General features: G+C 51.8%; 16 protein-coding genes. 10 read left to right on the top strand and 6 right to left on the bottom strand.

Going from position 1 to position 15,340, the window contains the following annotated elements:
* Positions 1 to 49: 49 nt before the first annotated feature.
* Positions 50 to 412 carry a hypothetical protein gene (locus tag ABI361_14140; GenBank protein MEO9321802.1) on the top strand — a complete coding sequence of 121 codons (363 nt, stop codon included), beginning with the start codon at positions 50 to 52 and terminating at the stop codon, positions 410 to 412.
* A 596-nt stretch (positions 413 to 1,008) separates the two neighbouring features.
* The gene (locus ABI361_14135; GenBank protein ID MEO9321801.1) at positions 1,009 to 1,272 is read left to right on the top strand and encodes a winged helix-turn-helix domain-containing protein; all 264 of its coding nucleotides are present in this window, start codon (positions 1,009 to 1,011) and stop codon (positions 1,270 to 1,272) included.
* Between the two features lie 168 nt (positions 1,273 to 1,440).
* Here ABI361_14135 and ABI361_14130 read toward each other — a convergent pair whose 3' ends face one another.
* Positions 1,441 to 7,128 (bottom strand): Ig-like domain-containing protein, encoded by a 5,688-nt coding sequence (locus ABI361_14130; protein ID MEO9321800.1) that lies wholly within the window; start codon positions 7,126 to 7,128, stop codon positions 1,441 to 1,443.
* 376 nt (positions 7,129 to 7,504) lie between these two features.
* On the opposite strand from ABI361_14130, the gene ABI361_14125 reads away from it, so the two are divergent.
* The 3 genes from ABI361_14125 to ABI361_14115 all read left to right on the top strand — a co-directional run bounded on the left by ABI361_14125 (position 7,505) and on the right by ABI361_14115 (position 8,892).
* Complete coding sequence (locus tag ABI361_14125) at positions 7,505 to 8,002, top strand: hypothetical protein (protein MEO9321799.1); 498 nt, start codon at positions 7,505 to 7,507, stop codon at positions 8,000 to 8,002.
* 111 nt (positions 8,003 to 8,113) lie between these two features.
* A complete protein-coding gene (locus ABI361_14120; protein MEO9321798.1) occupies positions 8,114 to 8,617 on the top strand; it encodes a response regulator in 504 nt (167 codons plus the stop codon).
* A gap of 89 nt (positions 8,618 to 8,706) precedes the next feature.
* Positions 8,707 to 8,892 (top strand): hypothetical protein, encoded by a 186-nt coding sequence (locus tag ABI361_14115; protein MEO9321797.1) that lies wholly within the window; start codon positions 8,707 to 8,709, stop codon positions 8,890 to 8,892.
* Between the two features lie 3 nt (positions 8,893 to 8,895).
* Here ABI361_14115 and ABI361_14110 read toward each other — a convergent pair whose 3' ends face one another.
* Positions 8,896 to 9,213: a hypothetical protein gene (locus tag ABI361_14110; GenBank protein ID MEO9321796.1), complete on the bottom strand. Its 318-nt coding sequence runs from the start codon at positions 9,211 to 9,213 to the stop codon at positions 8,896 to 8,898.
* A gap of 250 nt (positions 9,214 to 9,463) precedes the next feature.
* Here ABI361_14110 and ABI361_14105 point away from each other — a divergent pair, with 250 nt between their 5' ends.
* Complete coding sequence (locus tag ABI361_14105) at positions 9,464 to 9,631, top strand: hypothetical protein (protein MEO9321795.1); 168 nt, start codon at positions 9,464 to 9,466, stop codon at positions 9,629 to 9,631.
* Here ABI361_14105 and ABI361_14100 read toward each other — a convergent pair.
* The gene (locus ABI361_14100; protein ID MEO9321794.1) at positions 9,628 to 10,647 is read right to left on the bottom strand and encodes a cation diffusion facilitator family transporter; all 1,020 of its coding nucleotides are present in this window, start codon (positions 10,645 to 10,647) and stop codon (positions 9,628 to 9,630) included. The two genes, ABI361_14105 and ABI361_14100, sit on opposite strands and share 4 nt — an antisense overlap.
* 329 nt (positions 10,648 to 10,976) lie before the next feature.
* Between ABI361_14100 and ABI361_14095 the strand changes: the two genes are divergently transcribed.
* Entirely contained in the window at positions 10,977 to 11,486 is a 510-nt protein-coding gene (locus ABI361_14095; protein ID MEO9321793.1) for a VOC family protein, read from the top strand.
* Between the two features lie 169 nt (positions 11,487 to 11,655).
* Here ABI361_14095 and ABI361_14090 read toward each other — a convergent pair whose 3' ends face one another.
* On the bottom strand, positions 11,656 to 12,366 hold the full coding sequence (locus ABI361_14090; protein ID MEO9321792.1) for a hypothetical protein: 711 nt from the start codon (positions 12,364 to 12,366) through the stop codon (positions 11,656 to 11,658).
* 124 nt (positions 12,367 to 12,490) lie between these two features.
* Here ABI361_14090 and ABI361_14085 point away from each other — a divergent pair, with 124 nt between their 5' ends.
* Entirely contained in the window at positions 12,491 to 12,889 is a 399-nt protein-coding gene (locus tag ABI361_14085) for a winged helix-turn-helix domain-containing protein (GenBank protein MEO9321791.1), read from the top strand.
* A 43-nt stretch (positions 12,890 to 12,932) separates the two neighbouring features.
* Here ABI361_14085 and ABI361_14080 read toward each other — a convergent pair whose 3' ends face one another.
* A complete protein-coding gene (locus ABI361_14080; GenBank protein MEO9321790.1) occupies positions 12,933 to 13,253 on the bottom strand; it encodes a hypothetical protein in 321 nt (106 codons plus the stop codon).
* 230 nt (positions 13,254 to 13,483) lie between these two features.
* Between ABI361_14080 and ABI361_14075 the strand changes: the two genes are divergently transcribed.
* Both ABI361_14075 and ABI361_14070 read left to right on the top strand, forming a co-directional pair.
* Positions 13,484 to 13,630 (top strand): hypothetical protein, encoded by a 147-nt coding sequence (locus ABI361_14075; GenBank protein MEO9321789.1) that lies wholly within the window; start codon positions 13,484 to 13,486, stop codon positions 13,628 to 13,630.
* Between the two features lie 133 nt (positions 13,631 to 13,763).
* Positions 13,764 to 14,081 carry a hypothetical protein gene (locus tag ABI361_14070; protein MEO9321788.1) on the top strand — a complete coding sequence of 106 codons (318 nt, stop codon included), beginning with the start codon at positions 13,764 to 13,766 and terminating at the stop codon, positions 14,079 to 14,081.
* Positions 14,082 to 14,102: 21 nt separating this feature from the next.
* On the opposite strand, the gene ABI361_14065 is transcribed toward ABI361_14070, so the two are convergent.
* Positions 14,103 to 15,317, bottom strand: coding sequence for a substrate-binding domain-containing protein (locus tag ABI361_14065; GenBank protein ID MEO9321787.1), 1,215 nt, complete (start codon positions 15,315 to 15,317; stop codon positions 14,103 to 14,105).
* Positions 15,318 to 15,340: the final 23 nt, after the last annotated feature.

Here is a 15,340-nt window from a genome sequence, read left to right as displayed (position 1 = left end):
ATTATAATACATACAATCCGAGAAATATTTTCCACACAATTAAACCGCGATGTACCTGCACAGGACGCATCGCGTTACCAGTTGTGCAAAGATCCCACGGCCAAAGCTGACTGTCCTCTTGCTTGCGGTCGCTATCGTCGTGGGAGCTGACGCTGCTTCAACCCTTTATGATCTGGCCAAGCCGGGGCTCAAAGAGTCCGGACCACTTGTCAGCCAGTTTGCGTCAGATCTCAGATCGGGCCACTACTGGTATGTTGCGTTTCTTCCGGAGTTTGGGGCTCTTGCCGCCGTGACGTTCGGCTCATTTGTCCTTGTAAGGCTGCTTGGACTCAATCAGAACCTGACGTACGTCTCGCTAGCAATTCCAGCGCTGATTGTACTTAACAACATACGCCTCGGGCTTTTGTCTTAGCACTAGCTGACGGGTTTTTTAGGAGGAGTACCACTGAAGGTTAGAGTCGCGGCAAGCTTCCACGGACTTCAAATACTCGGACCAATCATGACGCAACTGTGCGCGAATGCGAGCGCCTAGACGCAGTTTATCAATGCAGATCCTGCGGGGCATTGTTTCTGTTTGACTCTGACGTTGAGCACCACAAGAACGAATTCGGCCACGATATCGTCGAGTCCTTGCCCCTCTGACCGACAGGTGAAGGCTTTATTCAGCAAAAACTGACGCTCGATACTTCGAATTCTTGTACAGTTATAGGTGATCGTTATGCTTATCTTCCTTCCTGAGCCTCTATTAGCAGAACGTTCAAGCCTACAGCGGGCGCGACAGCCAGCAAGCACGCCGCGCCCGCGGTGATGGGTCGCAGGCTTGGACAATCCGGTCAGATCTTGTATCGGTGGATACTGTCACATTGAATTTAAAGGATCTCAGCAGGCGAGTTGCCATTATTGACATTTGCAGTCATACGATTTTCGGACACTGGTGTTACCAAATTTGAATGATAGATGACCTCGGATTTCGATAAATAGTATCACAAATTATCCAGTAATGCGAGTATGAGATACCGCAGCAGAACAGAAATAATTTCCGACATTCTAACAGCGGCAAACGGAGGCATAACAAAGACCAAGATAATGTACAAGGCGTTTCTTTCGTTCAACCAGCTACGGGAGTATCTTACCAATATGGTAGAAAACGATCTGATAACGTACGATAGCCTGACACAAATGTACAGGACAACTCCAAAAGGGATGCGCCTCCTTCAGATGTCAGAGCAGCTTGGCAGCATGCTACTGGTTTCCGACCAGTCAAAGCGCTAGGCTGCTCGCCGCTATTTTTTCAAGCTTCACTTGCAAGCTTTGACAAACTTGCACGGAATAAAGATTCTTGACGCGAAACGAAATGCAAAGAGGTTTCTTTCCGGAGCTTTGGCGTTGAAATGAGCTTCCTCTAATGCCTTCTGCTCTGTTATTGAGTGCTAGAAGCGACTAGCCGTGAGTCTGCTTGAGCAACATGTACATGTCGTCTGCGGTGTAATTATTCCAGGCGGTATTGTACCAAGCACGGTACGTATTTGTGCCATCAAAGCTGCTCAACCAGTCCCTCATAACAAGCACATAGTTGGTTGAGCTTCCACCGGTGAACTTGATGCCGATGTAATCGCCAGGCTTGATTGTGTACAGTTGACTTCCGGAAAGTTGGAAAGTATAGTTTGCGTATTTTGTAGTCAGAGAAGCCGGGTCAATCGTTCCGAACAGCTGCTTTACGCCAAGAGTCGAGTTAAAGACGCCTACCTGCACCGTTCCAGCTGGGCTTCCAGACTTGGCCAGCTGCACGGTTATCGAGTCTATTTGCTTGCCGACAAGCACCGACGTGGCACTTACGTATTCGGTGTCCATCTGCTTTGCACTGTAGACGGAGGTTCCGCCGGAAGCCACGGTGTCGGACATTTGCGTTATGGGATATACTACTGTGGACAGGACAGTGAGGCTTATGGTTGCGGCGGGACTCGTATTAGTGCCGTCTGATGCGGTAAAGTTCAGCCTATCTTGGCCTGCATAGTTGTTAGCCGGCGTGTATGTTATCGTGCCATTGGAGTTTAGCACCGCGGTGCCATGCAGGGGGGCGGCGGCTATTGCAAAAGTGAGCTTGTCATTATCCGAATCAGTGGCAGCCGGACTAAGGAGCAGGGCTGCATTCTCGTTGGTCGACAAGGACTGCGCCGAGGCTGAAGGTACAGAATTGTCGATAAGATTAACCAGAATGATGGTCGAAGGACTGGTGTTGCGGCCGTCCGAGGCTGTAAAGTTGAACGCATCTGTGCCATGGTAGTTTGAGGCCGGCGTGTATGTCAGGTTGGGGGCGGTGCCGGTTACGACTCCGTGGTATGGACCAGCCGTGACGCTAAATGTCAGCGGGTCAGCGTCCAAGTCAGTCGCGTTCAGCCTCAAGGCTTTGGCGGTATTCTCAAAGGTCGATATCATCTGGGATTTTGCCGCAGGCGTGGAGCTATCCATTATGAATATGGTCACGTTAGCTATGTTGCTGAAGGCCTGTCGGTCAAACGCCTTGAACGTGATGGAATCAAATCCGTGGAAGTTGGGATTCGGCCTGTAGGAAAGGGTGTTGTTGCTCCCGGCGCCTGCAATCGTTCCGTGGTTTGGCAGGGACACGACGATATACGTCAGCGGGTCATTGTCAGCATCCGTCGCATTGAGCGCCACCAGACGAGTCGCATTTTCACTGGTCGCGATGGTTCCGCCTGATGCATTTGGCGCATGGTTGACGCGGGTTACAGCAATGCTGACGTTGGCCTTGGGAGACGTATTGCCGTCTGCGTCATGTACCGAGTAGGTGAAAGAGTCTGAGCCGAAAAAGCCTAGCTTTGGAATGTAGGTGACCGTGCCGTTTCCGTTATCGCCTATGATGCCGTTTGAGGGGCTTGAAGTAATTGAAAATGCCACAGGGTCACCATCAGGGTCTATTCCATAGGGCGTTATCACGACTGAAGCATTCTGAACCGTGGAAGCTGTCAGTGATAGAGCGATTGGCAGGACATTGTCTGCCACCGAAATTCCGATTGAGGCAGGCGGGCTAGTGTTAGTCCCATCATACGCGACGACTTGAAGGCTATCGTTTCCCAAGAAGCCATGGTTGGGAGTAAAAGTCACCGTGCGGTTTGCATTCAAGACTGCCGTGCCGTGGGCAGGGGCAGTGTAAATGCTGAACGAAAGAACGTCGCCGTCGCGGTCGGAAGCTGAAAGCATTACAAGCTTTGGCGTGTTCTTGCTCGCGCTAATAGACTGGTTTGAGACTGAAGGGATCGAATTGTCAATGACCGTAACCGATGCAGTAGCAGAAGGACCGGTGTTCCTTCCGTCGGAAGCGGCAAAAGTGAACTGGTCTTTTCCGTGGTAGTTTGATGAGGGGAGATATGTCATTGTGCCGTTGGTATTTAGCACGGCGCTGCCATGAGCAGGAGGACTAACGATGGATATCGATATGGTTGCATTGATAGTCGCATTAGCTACCGATGGGGAAGCTAGGACGGGGGAATTCTCATTTGTAGTGATATTCAGCGGGAGGGCCTGGGGCGCGACTGTGTCTAGCACTGTAACGTTCATCAACGCCGGCGGACTAGTATTAGTCCCGTCTGACGCGGTAATGCTGAACTGATCGGGGCCGGAGTAGTTAGCCGATGGAGTGTACGTTATGGTGCCGTTCGAGCTCGGTGAGGCTACGCCGTGGCTGGGCGGAGCTGCAATCGCAAAGCTAACCTTATCGCCATCAGCGTCCGTTGCCAGAGGAACTATTATCTTGAATTGGTTCTTGTCCAGTGCCACCGATTGGGATTTTGCGACAGGAACGGTCGTATCAGATACCGTGAGGTTCACCATTGCTATGTTGCTGTCAAATTTGCCGTCATTTGCCTTGAACGCAATGAAGTCTAGGCCATGGTAGTTTGCTGCAGGGGTATAGACCCTGACCGCACCGCCGGGCCCAGTCGAATTGAGCGTGCCATGCGCCGGCGCGGTCACAATTACATATGAAAGGGTGTCATTGTCCGCATCGGCGGCGTTCAACTGAACGGTAGCGTTTGAGTTCTCGGCAAGTTGGACGCTGCTGCCAGTCGCCACCGGTGGATGCCCTGAGCGCGAGATGGTTATCGTCACGTTAGCAGCGGGCGACGGATTGCCGCCGTCATCGAGAGCAGCGTACTGGAATGCATCCGACCCGTAGTAATTAAGCGAGGGAACATAAGTTATTGTGCCATTAACGTTGGCCTGGGCTGAGCCGTGAGAAGGCGGAGTGACGATGGAAAATGTCATGTTGTCGCCGTCTGCGTCGGCTGCGGACGGCGTTATTGACAACGAATTGCTGTTCTCGACAATCGTCGCCGCTACGTTTGATGCAACGGGAACAGTGTCGTCATGCACGGTGATTGTTATCCTTGCGGGGGCAGATGCCTTGGTGCCGTCGCTCGCAGTAAAGTTGAACGCATCACTTCCCTGAAACCCGTGTTTTGGAGTGTATGTTATTGTGGCATTAGCGTTTAGAATAACAACGCCGTTGTTTGGACTGGCAGAGATTGCGAAGGTAAGAGTGTCATTATCCGCGTCAGTCGCAGCTGGCTTGATAAGAATCTGTCCGTTTTCTCTGACCGTTGCCGACTGTGGGGTGGCGACCGGCACGGTTGTATCGACGACGTTGACCGACACTACTGCCTGCGGGCTGGTACTGCTGCCATCAGTTGCAGTAAAATTAAACGAGTCAGGGCCATGGTACCTTGGACCGGGGGTGTACGTCAAGTTTGGAGCGGTACCGGAAATCACTCCATGAGCAGCGACGGTCGTTGTCTTGAAAGTGAGTGAATTGCCGTTCCCACCGCTTCCGGTCAGGGCGACCGCAACAGGAACACCCTGGCCCGTTGTGAGCATTTGTGGATTGGCCGTAAGAGGAAGGCCGGTCGGTGCGGGATGCGTCTGCTTCAGGGTCATGTACATATCGTCTCCAGTTACGTTGTTCCAGATTCCGTTGTAATAAGCGCGGTATGAATTAGCGCCATCAAAGTTATTGGTCCAGTCCCTCATTACAAGTACGTAGCTTGAGGCACTTCCCCCAGAATACTCGACGCCGATGTAATCACCTGATTGAATCGTGTAAAGGTCGTTGTTTGCGAGCTGGAAGGTGTAGTCGGTTGATGTGGTGGTAAGCGTGGAGACGTCTTTTGTTCCAAAGGACTTTTTCTCGGACAGGTCCGCGCCAAAGACGCCAACCTGTGCAGTCCCTGTCGGCGTCCCCGATTTGCTCAGCCCAATCGTCATGGAGTCAATTTGCTTTCCGACAAGCGCCGAGCCTGCGGACACGAATTCCGACGCCAGCAGCTTCTGACCGAAAATGGAAGTGGCGCCGGATTTTACGGTGTCCGACATCCTACTCACAGGATAAGTGACAGGAGGCGATACTGTAAGGGTTACCGTGGCAGGGGAACTGGTGCTGGTGTCATTTGATACCGTGAATGAAAAACTGTCAGGACCGAGGTAGTTGAGCGATGGGGTGTAGGTGAGGTCGGGCGGTGTGCCGTAAAGCGAGCCATGGATTGGCGAGTTGACCAGTGAAAACGAAAGAGGCTTGCCGCTTCCGCCGCTGCCTGTAAGCAAGATGGACTTCTGCACGTTCTGATACGTGCTCAATGATTGCGGATTCGCAGAGATGGAGGACGAGTATGTCACATTGATCGAAATTGTAGCAATATTGCTGTCTGCAGTTCCGTCGTTTGCCTTGAAAGCAAAAGAGTCGGTTCCCACGTAGTTTGAGGCCGGAGTATAGATAAGGCTTGGCGCGACGCCGGCCAGAGTGCCATGACTTGGTGCCGACACGATCGAATACGTCAGGGGGTCGTTGTTCGCATCAGATGCCCCAAGTGAAACAGCGGCAGCAGTATTCTGCACTGTCTGGATCCGCGATCCGTTTGCTACCGGGGCTGAATTGACAATAGTAAAGGCCGTAGTAGCCGAGTTTCCAGCGCCATTGGCGTCAGCCACCATCACCTGTTTTGAGCCGGAAGGGTAGGGCAGGGGCACAGCGAACGTAGCTGTCCCGGGAGTAATGCCTCCGCTGCTGTTAGTCGTAACGGTTGACACCTGCTTGCCGTCAAAGTAGATCTTGGAAGGCGAGTTGGCAGCAAACCCTGACCCAACAATCGTCACCTGGGTTCCCGCAGGTCCATTCCAAGGATTAATGAAAATGGACTGTGAAGAAGAGTAAACACTCTCGATTGTACTAAAGCCAACAATGTTGTGCTTGCTCTTCATGTTGTCAATTATGTCCGATAGCTGATTCCATCTTGTCTGGTTGATAACATCGGCCTCCTGTCCGCCAGAAAGTATTGCGTATTGCTGAGGATGAATCGTGAGGACGGCGTAGCCCTGCGATGCCACGTCCGCATCGAGCGCGGCTATTATCTGGCTGTTGTCGTTAAGGCTCCAGTGACCGTTTGCATTAATGTAGCCCGTTTCAATTGTGCTGGGGATGTGCATTACGCCAAAGCTGTCTCTTGATGGCGCGTAGGGGTAAGTATCGGTGAATTTGTCGGCGCTAAAAATAGTATAACCGTTCGACCTCAGTGCTGAAAGGGTGTTGTTGTTGAAAAGGTTATACGGTGGCAGGAAAATCCGCGAGGTCTTGCCGAACAGACTCATCATTTTGTTGGTTGCGTTATGAATGGCGGAATTCTGTTGGCTGAGGGACATCTGTGAAAAGTCAACGTGATCCCAGCCGTGAACGGCGAGTTCCGCGTTGCCGCTGCTCACGGCCTGCTGTACCTTGTTTACGATTACCGGATCGTCGCCAAAAGCGTTCATAATCAGACCTGTTGTCTGGATTGTCTTCTTGTCAACGAATAGTTGAACCAACGACGAGGCTACAGTGTGGAGCCAATAATCCTGATAATCGTCGGTCCGCATCACCACGCAGTTGCAAAACGCGCCCGCGGCGTGGGCCTGACGGCTGCTCAGAAGCGGACCGGACACGAATCCCATTACCAAAAGAGCCGAGAGAATGACGGAAGCCGCTTTGCCAAAAGAAGCCGGCGTTATCAATCTGCCGACCGAGAATAGTTGTCGCTTTCCACTTGCGGCTGGTATGTCGTTGGTTGAAGCTGTAATACCTCTCATGCTCCTCTACGCACCGTGCGGGTAGAAGCATCTAGTATAAGAATATACCAGAAAGAATAACTGGTTGTAATCTTCGATGGCGTGCTGGAAGGACGCATTTTATTGCCTTGAGGCAAATATAGTGCGCTAGGCGCGGCTAGAATTGAGGAGCTCACTGGGCGAGAAAAGCTTTTGCCGCATGGCTCTGGATTTAAATTACGATTTACTTGCCAAATCCATCAAAGTATTGACGCTTGTTCAGCTGAACTCGCAATAATTTAGTAATTTCGGGGCTCTGCTCAACATTCTCGTTATCATTTGGCAAAAGCTCCCGAGCTTCAACTGGAAAGGAATGGCACCCTTTTACGCCTTGTAGCGCGTCAAAGCTCGAGGCAATATGAATTCAGGGTTTGAAAAATCGGCGGATGTCATTTCGTCTGACGGTCAGAAGATAGGTCAACTCAGGGGGAGTGATGGCGAGTTCCTGCTCGTTCACAGCAAAGGCCTATTAAAAGAAGAGCAGTTCAGGATTCCTAGGTCGGCCGTGGAGCACAAAGAAAGCGCCACAGGTAATATCGTGCTCAATCTTTCCAAGGAGCAGCTTTTGCACGGCCGGGAAATAATAGAGGGCAAACCAAATTCGGCGCTAGTTCACGGAGAAAAATCAAACCAAGACCTTGGCATCGGCAAGCAGACCATCCGATACGAGCCGGCACCGCAGGCCGAAAATATGTCACAAGGCGGCTCGTCGTCGCCTATAGCGATCGAAAAAACATCTCCAAACTACGAAGCGCCTGCTGGTTATAGCTGCGACATGTGCAATGCAACATTCCTGGATGCAAGGTCACTTGACGCCCATCGTCGCAACTTTCACGGGGGGCCGACAGGAATCTGAAAGCTAAGGACTGACGGGGCTAAGAAATATCTGGAAGAATAATCGACGACAACCCTCTTAAGCGATATTTTGAACGCTTTACCGACAATTTTGACCGGTGTTGACGACAAGTTGGACAACAGTACAGGGCAAAATGGAGGGAAGCGGATCCTGATAGTCGATGACGAGACTGACATCACTGCCGTCCTAAAGCGCGGGCTCGAACGCGAAGGGTTTCAGGTAGATGTGTACAACGACCCGCATGATGCACTGGACAGTTTCAAGGCGCCGGGCAAATATGAACTGGCGCTGCTCGACATTAACATGCCAGACATGAACGGCTTTCAGCTTTTCAGGGAGCTGAGGTCAAGGGACGAGAAATTGAGGGTTTGCTTTATCACGGCGTTTGAAATCTATTATGACGAATTCAGACGAGTTTTTCCCAAGATAAAGGTGAGCTGTTTTGTGCGCAAGCCCGTTACTATTTCATCGCTCGCGGAAACTATAAGGCGCGAAATCGAGTCACCACTTGCAAAAGACCAGGAATATGCGGAGGCAAGAGTAAAGAAGGAAGCCAGCGACCCTAGGCAGCTCGCACTGACTCCGGCTGGCCGCATGCGTATCGACAGCCCATAAAATGAAACCCCGCATCCGTGTCTTAGCTAAGAAACTACCTGCACAAGATTTCAAGCTGGTAATAAGCACCTGCTAGTTTAGCCAATGGCATGGCTGCACAGACTGTAATTATGAACTCGCAGGAGCTCTTTCATTGCAAGTGCCACATTTGCGGACATGAATCGCGCAAAACCTGCATTCTTGAAAAATGCGAGTGCTGCGAGCTCGAGGATACGTTTTCCATCCTTGCGCGGGTTGAAGCCGAGGAAGTGCTTGGGAGAAAGGCTGCCGGCTAGCGGTCAAGAAAGCCTCTGGATCTCTGCTTCAATATACTTTATTATCAGGTCTGACCCGACGCCAAGCAGTTTATTCAGGCCCGTCTCGAGTTCCTGGAGAGTCATTCGCGGGTTGTCAGTCGAGTCAAATTGCAGGCCCTGCTCCTTCAGCCTGCCGATCAGGTCATTCTTTAGGTCGGCACCGACTTTGTCCATAACAAGATGAAATGCAAGCGGAAAAATTGAATCTGAACCATGCAATCCGACAGTGGATCTCGCGCCGGGGGCTTCACCACCATTTGCCGGGTAGCGCTGCGCCTTTTCTGAACGCTGGTTCTGCACTTGGAAAGCTACTATGAGAGCATGACAATATTCGAGATTCTGTAAGGAGCAAATACGTACACGGTGGTAGGGCTCCTTTTCCACCAGCGGACACTACGGAAATTCGTCAAAATGAACTGTAAAGCAATTGCAAACTAAAAAAAGGGTCACTCCATCCTCCCCTGCCAGCTTCCTTTGAATCCTCCGGGACCAGCCAATGCATGGACATGCCGCTTATCTACTGCCGTCTTGAGCTTCTCGGTAGATAGCTTTGGTTGGTCAGGAATTTTTCAGCGAGGACAGGAGTCGTCCTGGTGGAACCATGACAAAGGTTCTGGTCAAGTGCCCGTGCGGCAAGGCCGCAGTCGAGGTTTACGCCGGTTTCAAGCACACGATATACTGTAACTTTTGCGTTCAGGAACTGCAGCTGGCCGATTAAATTACGCTGCCCGTATCGCCCGCCCCCGTGGGTGACCTGCTCTTTCTCCCGTCCCTCTGGAGCCTAAAATCGGTGGGGCAACTGTCTTGCTCGAGTTCAATGTAAACCTTGGAGAGGTTTACGTACGGAAGCGCCTGCTTTACTTTCTGTTCTATTCGGTCTATCACGACTTCAATCCTGTCCGTATCAAGCCCGTCCCTGAGGTTTACCTCCATGGCGATAAGAACGTCCTGGGGAGCAAAGTGCATCGTCCGCATGCTCACTATCCGATTTACCTCCGGAATCTGGAGGACATGCTCCGCAACCCGCTTGTAGTCCTTCCGCGAAATCGCCTCACCAACAAGCAGGTTCTTGTTTTCCCTGGCAAGGATAAATGCAAAGACCATCAGCAGCGCGCCGATTGCAAGCGAGCTGAACGCGTCGTACATCGTATTTCCAGTAGTCTCGGATAGGAATATCCCCCCGGCTGCTATTGCAATTCCAATAAGAGCAGCGGTGTCCTCGATTATGACCGTGAGAAGTGACGGGTCCTTGCTCTCGCGAAATTCTTCGGCTACCGAGCCGAAGGTCATTTTCTGACCCCTCGCTTCAATGGTCTCTTTGAACAGGCTCAGGCCCACGCGCAGCGCGTTGCCTTCGAAGCCGGCTGATATTGCCAGAATGAGATAACTCAGCGTCGGGTTTTGCAGCTGGTGTATCCCTGACATAAGCGAACTTGCGCCCTGCTCAAGCGCCAGTATGCCAGAGATCCCGAACATCATTGTCGCAACTAGAAATGACCAGAAGAACTGCTCCTTGCCGTAGCCGAAGGGGTGGCGCTCCGTTGCCGACTTGGTGCTTGTCTTGATCCCGATAAGCAGGAGCACCTGGTTGAAAGTGTCTGAAATCGAGTGATAAGTCTCTGCCCACATCGCAGCGCTTCCGCTAAATATCGCTGCAACAAACTTTGCGATGGCTATCGCCAGATTGCCAAAAAGCGCGGCATAGATAGCCTTTTTCGAACCCGTTCCCGCCAAGTAGAACTATCAATATCATAGCTTGGAAGCGGTATTTAACATACTCATTCCAGAGGGAAACTTCAATGGTGCCGCAGCCTGAAACTACCTGACTCTAGATAGAATCGCCCCGCTCACCTTACCATTTAATACCATGTAGCGGCAATAACAGGTGAAATGCTCGACCTCTGCGACCAGTGCGAGATCAGGGAGGCGCAGATCTTCCAGGACGAAGGAAACTTTTGTCCTGAATGCTGGCAGCAAAGAACTGAACCAAAGTCAAGTTACACCTGATTCGGACCGTCAGGTCTAGGCCGCGCTTTTATACTGCCTCGGTAACTTGGAAAAACGTGGCGGGGCTGCTCAACCACGTGGGCATATCGGTGACTGACATTTTTCGGGCCATGGGGTGGTACAGGGACGTCCTCGGCATGGCAGTCCTGAGGGAGCCTGTGCTCGTATCAGCCCTAGGCGGTGGCGACACTCCTGCCGAGCTGGCCCGGACAGTAAGCAGCGTATTTGGCCCAAAACTTGGCAGCTTTTGGATCTGTCACATGATATCCGAAAATGGCACCGGCGTCGAGCTCTTCAAGTTTGTCGAGCCGAAGGCCGAACGGAGGCCGGCAGACGACAATTTCGAGTACTGGAAAACTGGGTTTTTTCACCTTGCAATAACAGCTCAAGATGTCGACTTGCTTGCCGAAAAAATCGCATCAAGCGGCGGCAAGAGAAGGACTGCCGCGCTTGAACTTGTGGGGGGCTCGGGAAAAAAGATTTGCTACTGCGAAGACCCCTTTGGAAACATCGTCGAGCTCTATTCACACAGCTACGAGCAATTCTGGAGAAAGCCAGCGGGCTAGACAGCCGGCGCCTGAGTTCTTCTGGCGGCGTTTGCGTTCGCAGCTCTCTTGGGAATTGTGATCTTGGCTATGAGGCACCCTCGGTTCTAAGTAATGGCGGCGGACCTGGTTCCATTCCTTTCGGCTGTCTACATGATTTTTGCAGTCTGGCATTTGGCCCGAATTGTTGTCATTCCTGTGGCAGCCTATGGGGCGTATCTACATACGTCGCAAAAGTCATGCTAGAGTTGCTCCAAGTTTCAACGACCAAAACTCTATGATTGGAGTATGTTATGAGCAGGCTGCCGGGAGTGGCTTCTTCAAACCTCAGGAACACAACGTGGCCCCCATTGCCTGCCGCGTCGGCCTGTGTTACAGGGGGCACCTGCTGGAGATTTTGAGATGCCACAGGCTGCTGGACAGGACTCTGCGCAAACTGCGTACCTCCGCCAACCATCAGCATACCTACAATCCCAAAGGCAAGAACAAATGCAACGGAGGCGCTTCTGGCTCGCTGAGAAGCCATGGCAACTATGGCGTGTTTTAACGGGCCCGGCTTTTTTGAGACCCTGCTGGATGCTGCCCCTACGGCGGGCTGGACGCCTGTGACCCACGGCTCCAAGCCTCTGCAGTAATTGTCGTCAATGACGCTTTCGCTTTCAAGTACACGTTCAGAGTTCACTATCCTCAACGCCTCAGTCTTTCTTGAAGGAATAATCGAGATTTGGCCAGTCGGTGAAAACTCGCTAATCTGCAGAAAGCCCACCAGCTGCAGATTCGAAATAGCTGACAGCACGCCATCTTCGCAGCTGTCTGGAAAACCGCCAACAAGGGCGGCGACCCTCAGCGGCGCATGCCTTTTCACAAGAACCCGAAGCACGGCCACTTCAAAGGTGTTCATGGAACCAAGTGAGCTAAAGTATTATTTATTTTTTTTATCAGTACAAAGCGTATATTATGCTGCTACGAGTGTATCTTTTTTACTCTAGAAAAGCACAAATATGTCCGAATGACTAATACTGCTATTGAGCGCTGATAATTCCGACCCTGATTCGCAAGAAATAGGATACGACGGGGCTCTTTCAAACGTGTTTTCCTCGAGGGCAGTTTCCCAGATACTGGACTTTTTCCTCGATCACAAGGAGTTTGACTACTCGCCAGGCGAGATTGCGAAAAAGACTGGGCTATCATTTCGGACAATTTTCAGAGAACTCCCTAACCTGGAGTCAATGCAGCTTATCTACATCAGCAGAAAGATAGGCAAGACCAGCATGTATAGGCTAAACAACGACTTTCAGGCTGTGCGTCACTTGGAAAAATTTGCACTTGAAGTGTCGCAGATCGCCGGCGCTTCAAGTCAGTCCGACTCCGGCGAGCATGACGAAGGCCTTGCTGTTGTAAGGGACAAGTCGCCCAGTCTCTAGCACGATTGGTGCAATCCAAAATCTGAACCGCGCGGCTCAGTCATTACTCGGCAAGTGCAGACCTTCTGAGACTGCTCCTTTCGGGCGGCGAGCTTGTCAGCTCGAAATATTTCCTGTCAAACTTTGACATGAAAAGCGTCGCCCCGTCGCCAAAGAATTGGCGAAGCGCATAATCCACCTCGTCTCTCAGCAGGGGCTGCCTGTCGTTTAGAGAAATCCTGTACCTATGGCCGAAATGGTAAAGCACCGATGCCTTGACAGTCGGCTCTAGAATCTCGCCGAGCGCATAGTCCAGGGCGACCTTGACAGGATCCGCTGGATTTAGACGCGGAGCGTTTGAATGTTTATCTGAGCCGGTTTCCATACAGAATTTATCGTTCCCGAATTACGGGCACTTTAGCGTGTCATGACAATAATCTCAGCGTACGTGTAAGGAATTACATACACGTGAAATATTCGTCAATCGTTTTTTAAACAAGGGGCAGCCATGCGACTAGTTTGCCTTTTTCAAAATAATTCAGGCTCGCGGTCTAGAAAATACTTCTTGAATAGGTCATCGCAAGAATAAATAGAATCGAGTTTCATTGGTCGGCCATGAATCAATCTGCTCTAAAGTTTAACAATCTACTGTTCCCAGACGTCCCGTTTGGCCGCATGCAGTGGCAGTGCGGTACTTGCGGGAGAGCCTTCGAGTCAAAGAGAGAAGTCAAGCTGCACAAGCTCGAAATGCATTCATACTAGACCGGCGTCTCTGAGGACCAAAGCCGGCATAGCACGGCCGGACGAGCCCGCGCCTTTTTTGTCCATTAATTTGCTGCAGTATTCCCAAAAACAACAGATGTTTTAGAGTCACCAGTGATAGATCACTGCAAGGATGGCCGCGTGCAGCAGACCCGACGCGAATGAGGATAATATTCGTGTTATTGCCCGGCAGGGCAGCGCCAGCGAAGCGGCCGGTGACATCCGGGCCGCCCTTAACGAGGCGCTAAAGATGTTTGGGGAATATTCGAGGCTTGCGGCATGGCGCCAGCTTGAGCAGGACTTTCGGATCTCGCTGACAGGCACGAAACCGATATCGCGCAGGGAAGTTGAAGTTGCGCTGCAGCATATTTTTGGCTCCGGTGCGTGGACAGTCCTGCGCTCACTCGATCAAGAGCTTTCAAGGACTGCTGCAAGGCGCGAATCCGGATAAGCAGAGAATCCGCATACGGTCCTAGTGGGCTTGCAGAAATCCTTCCTTTGTGATGTACGACCTTAGTACCGTGCTATCCAGAACAGACGGGTACTGGACGTCACGCAGTATTCGCTGGCCCTCTGTGCCTACCATCCATTTCCCAAAATCGACAGCCGCAGCTCTGGTGCTGTTTGCACTCGTGCTATTCCCGCCCGTCGAGTTTTCAAACATTGCGTAGTACAGCCCCACTACGGGGTATGACCCGTTGCCAAATCGCGTTGCGTCAATACCCGGTGGAACGCTTCCTGCCTGCAAGGCAGTTGAATTTTCATTCGCGGGACCCGACGAATTTGAGCCAACTGCACCGGTCATTATCGATTGCCTGATGGACTCTGTCGTTGGCAAAACGTACTCGCCATCCGAATTTTTTAGCGATGCAAAAGTCATCTTGGCCTGCAACGCGTACGCAAAATCCGCGTACCCGATGGAATATGGCGTCTGCTGTACGGTGGAGGCCAGGGTCTGGGTATCCGCCACTCCAACGCTGGGCTCGACCCACCTTACCTCCTTCTCCGATGTTCCATTGCTGATGTAGCTCATCAGCATACCGGTGGAACTAGTATTCCCGTTGTAGCGCACGACTACAATCTTTTGGTGCGGAAGATTGGCGCCTGGATTTGGTGATTTGATGCTGTTGTCGTCCCAGTAGGTGATGTTGCCGGTGAGAATTCGCCCCAACGTTTGCGCGTCAAGCTTAAGCCCCGGTGGCACGTCGGGGAAACTCGGGATATTGTAAACCACTGACACTGCCTGCGGGCTTACAGGCAGAATCACGGAATCATTCTCGGGAGTGCCCTGCCAGTGCACATATCCAATTATCGCCTGATCCGCCGAGCTTGACTGCAAAAATCTTGAAACGTTGGAGTACAGCTCGCCACTTGAGTGGTCTGCCTCCGCAGAATACTCCGCGTTTACTGTTCCAAGGTTCTGCTCGGCATTATACTGAGCCACCCAGCGCTGGACCACTGCCGCTGCAGGCGGAGCAGATACTGCGCTAATCGGGGTTTTTTCTACGGGTTTGCTTTCCACCGCGGCAGTCTTGGTGCCGTTGCTTGCATTTGATGCACTCTGCACGACGGTTTGATTAGCGGGATGGGAACCCTGGCGCATCCCGCCGGAAAGCAGAACAGCGGCAAGCACCAGCGCTATGGCAAATATCGCCGCACCGGCCATAGCAAGCTTTCTGTCTACCAATCGGCTGCATTTACTAATGTTCT

The sequence above is a fragment of the Nitrososphaera sp. genome, from assembly GCA_039938515.1.
Lineage (GTDB): Archaea > Thermoproteota > Nitrososphaeria > Nitrososphaerales > Nitrososphaeraceae > Nitrososphaera.
The sequence above is the reverse complement of the archived record's forward strand: the minus strand, read 5'-3'. Positions and strand labels throughout refer to the sequence as shown.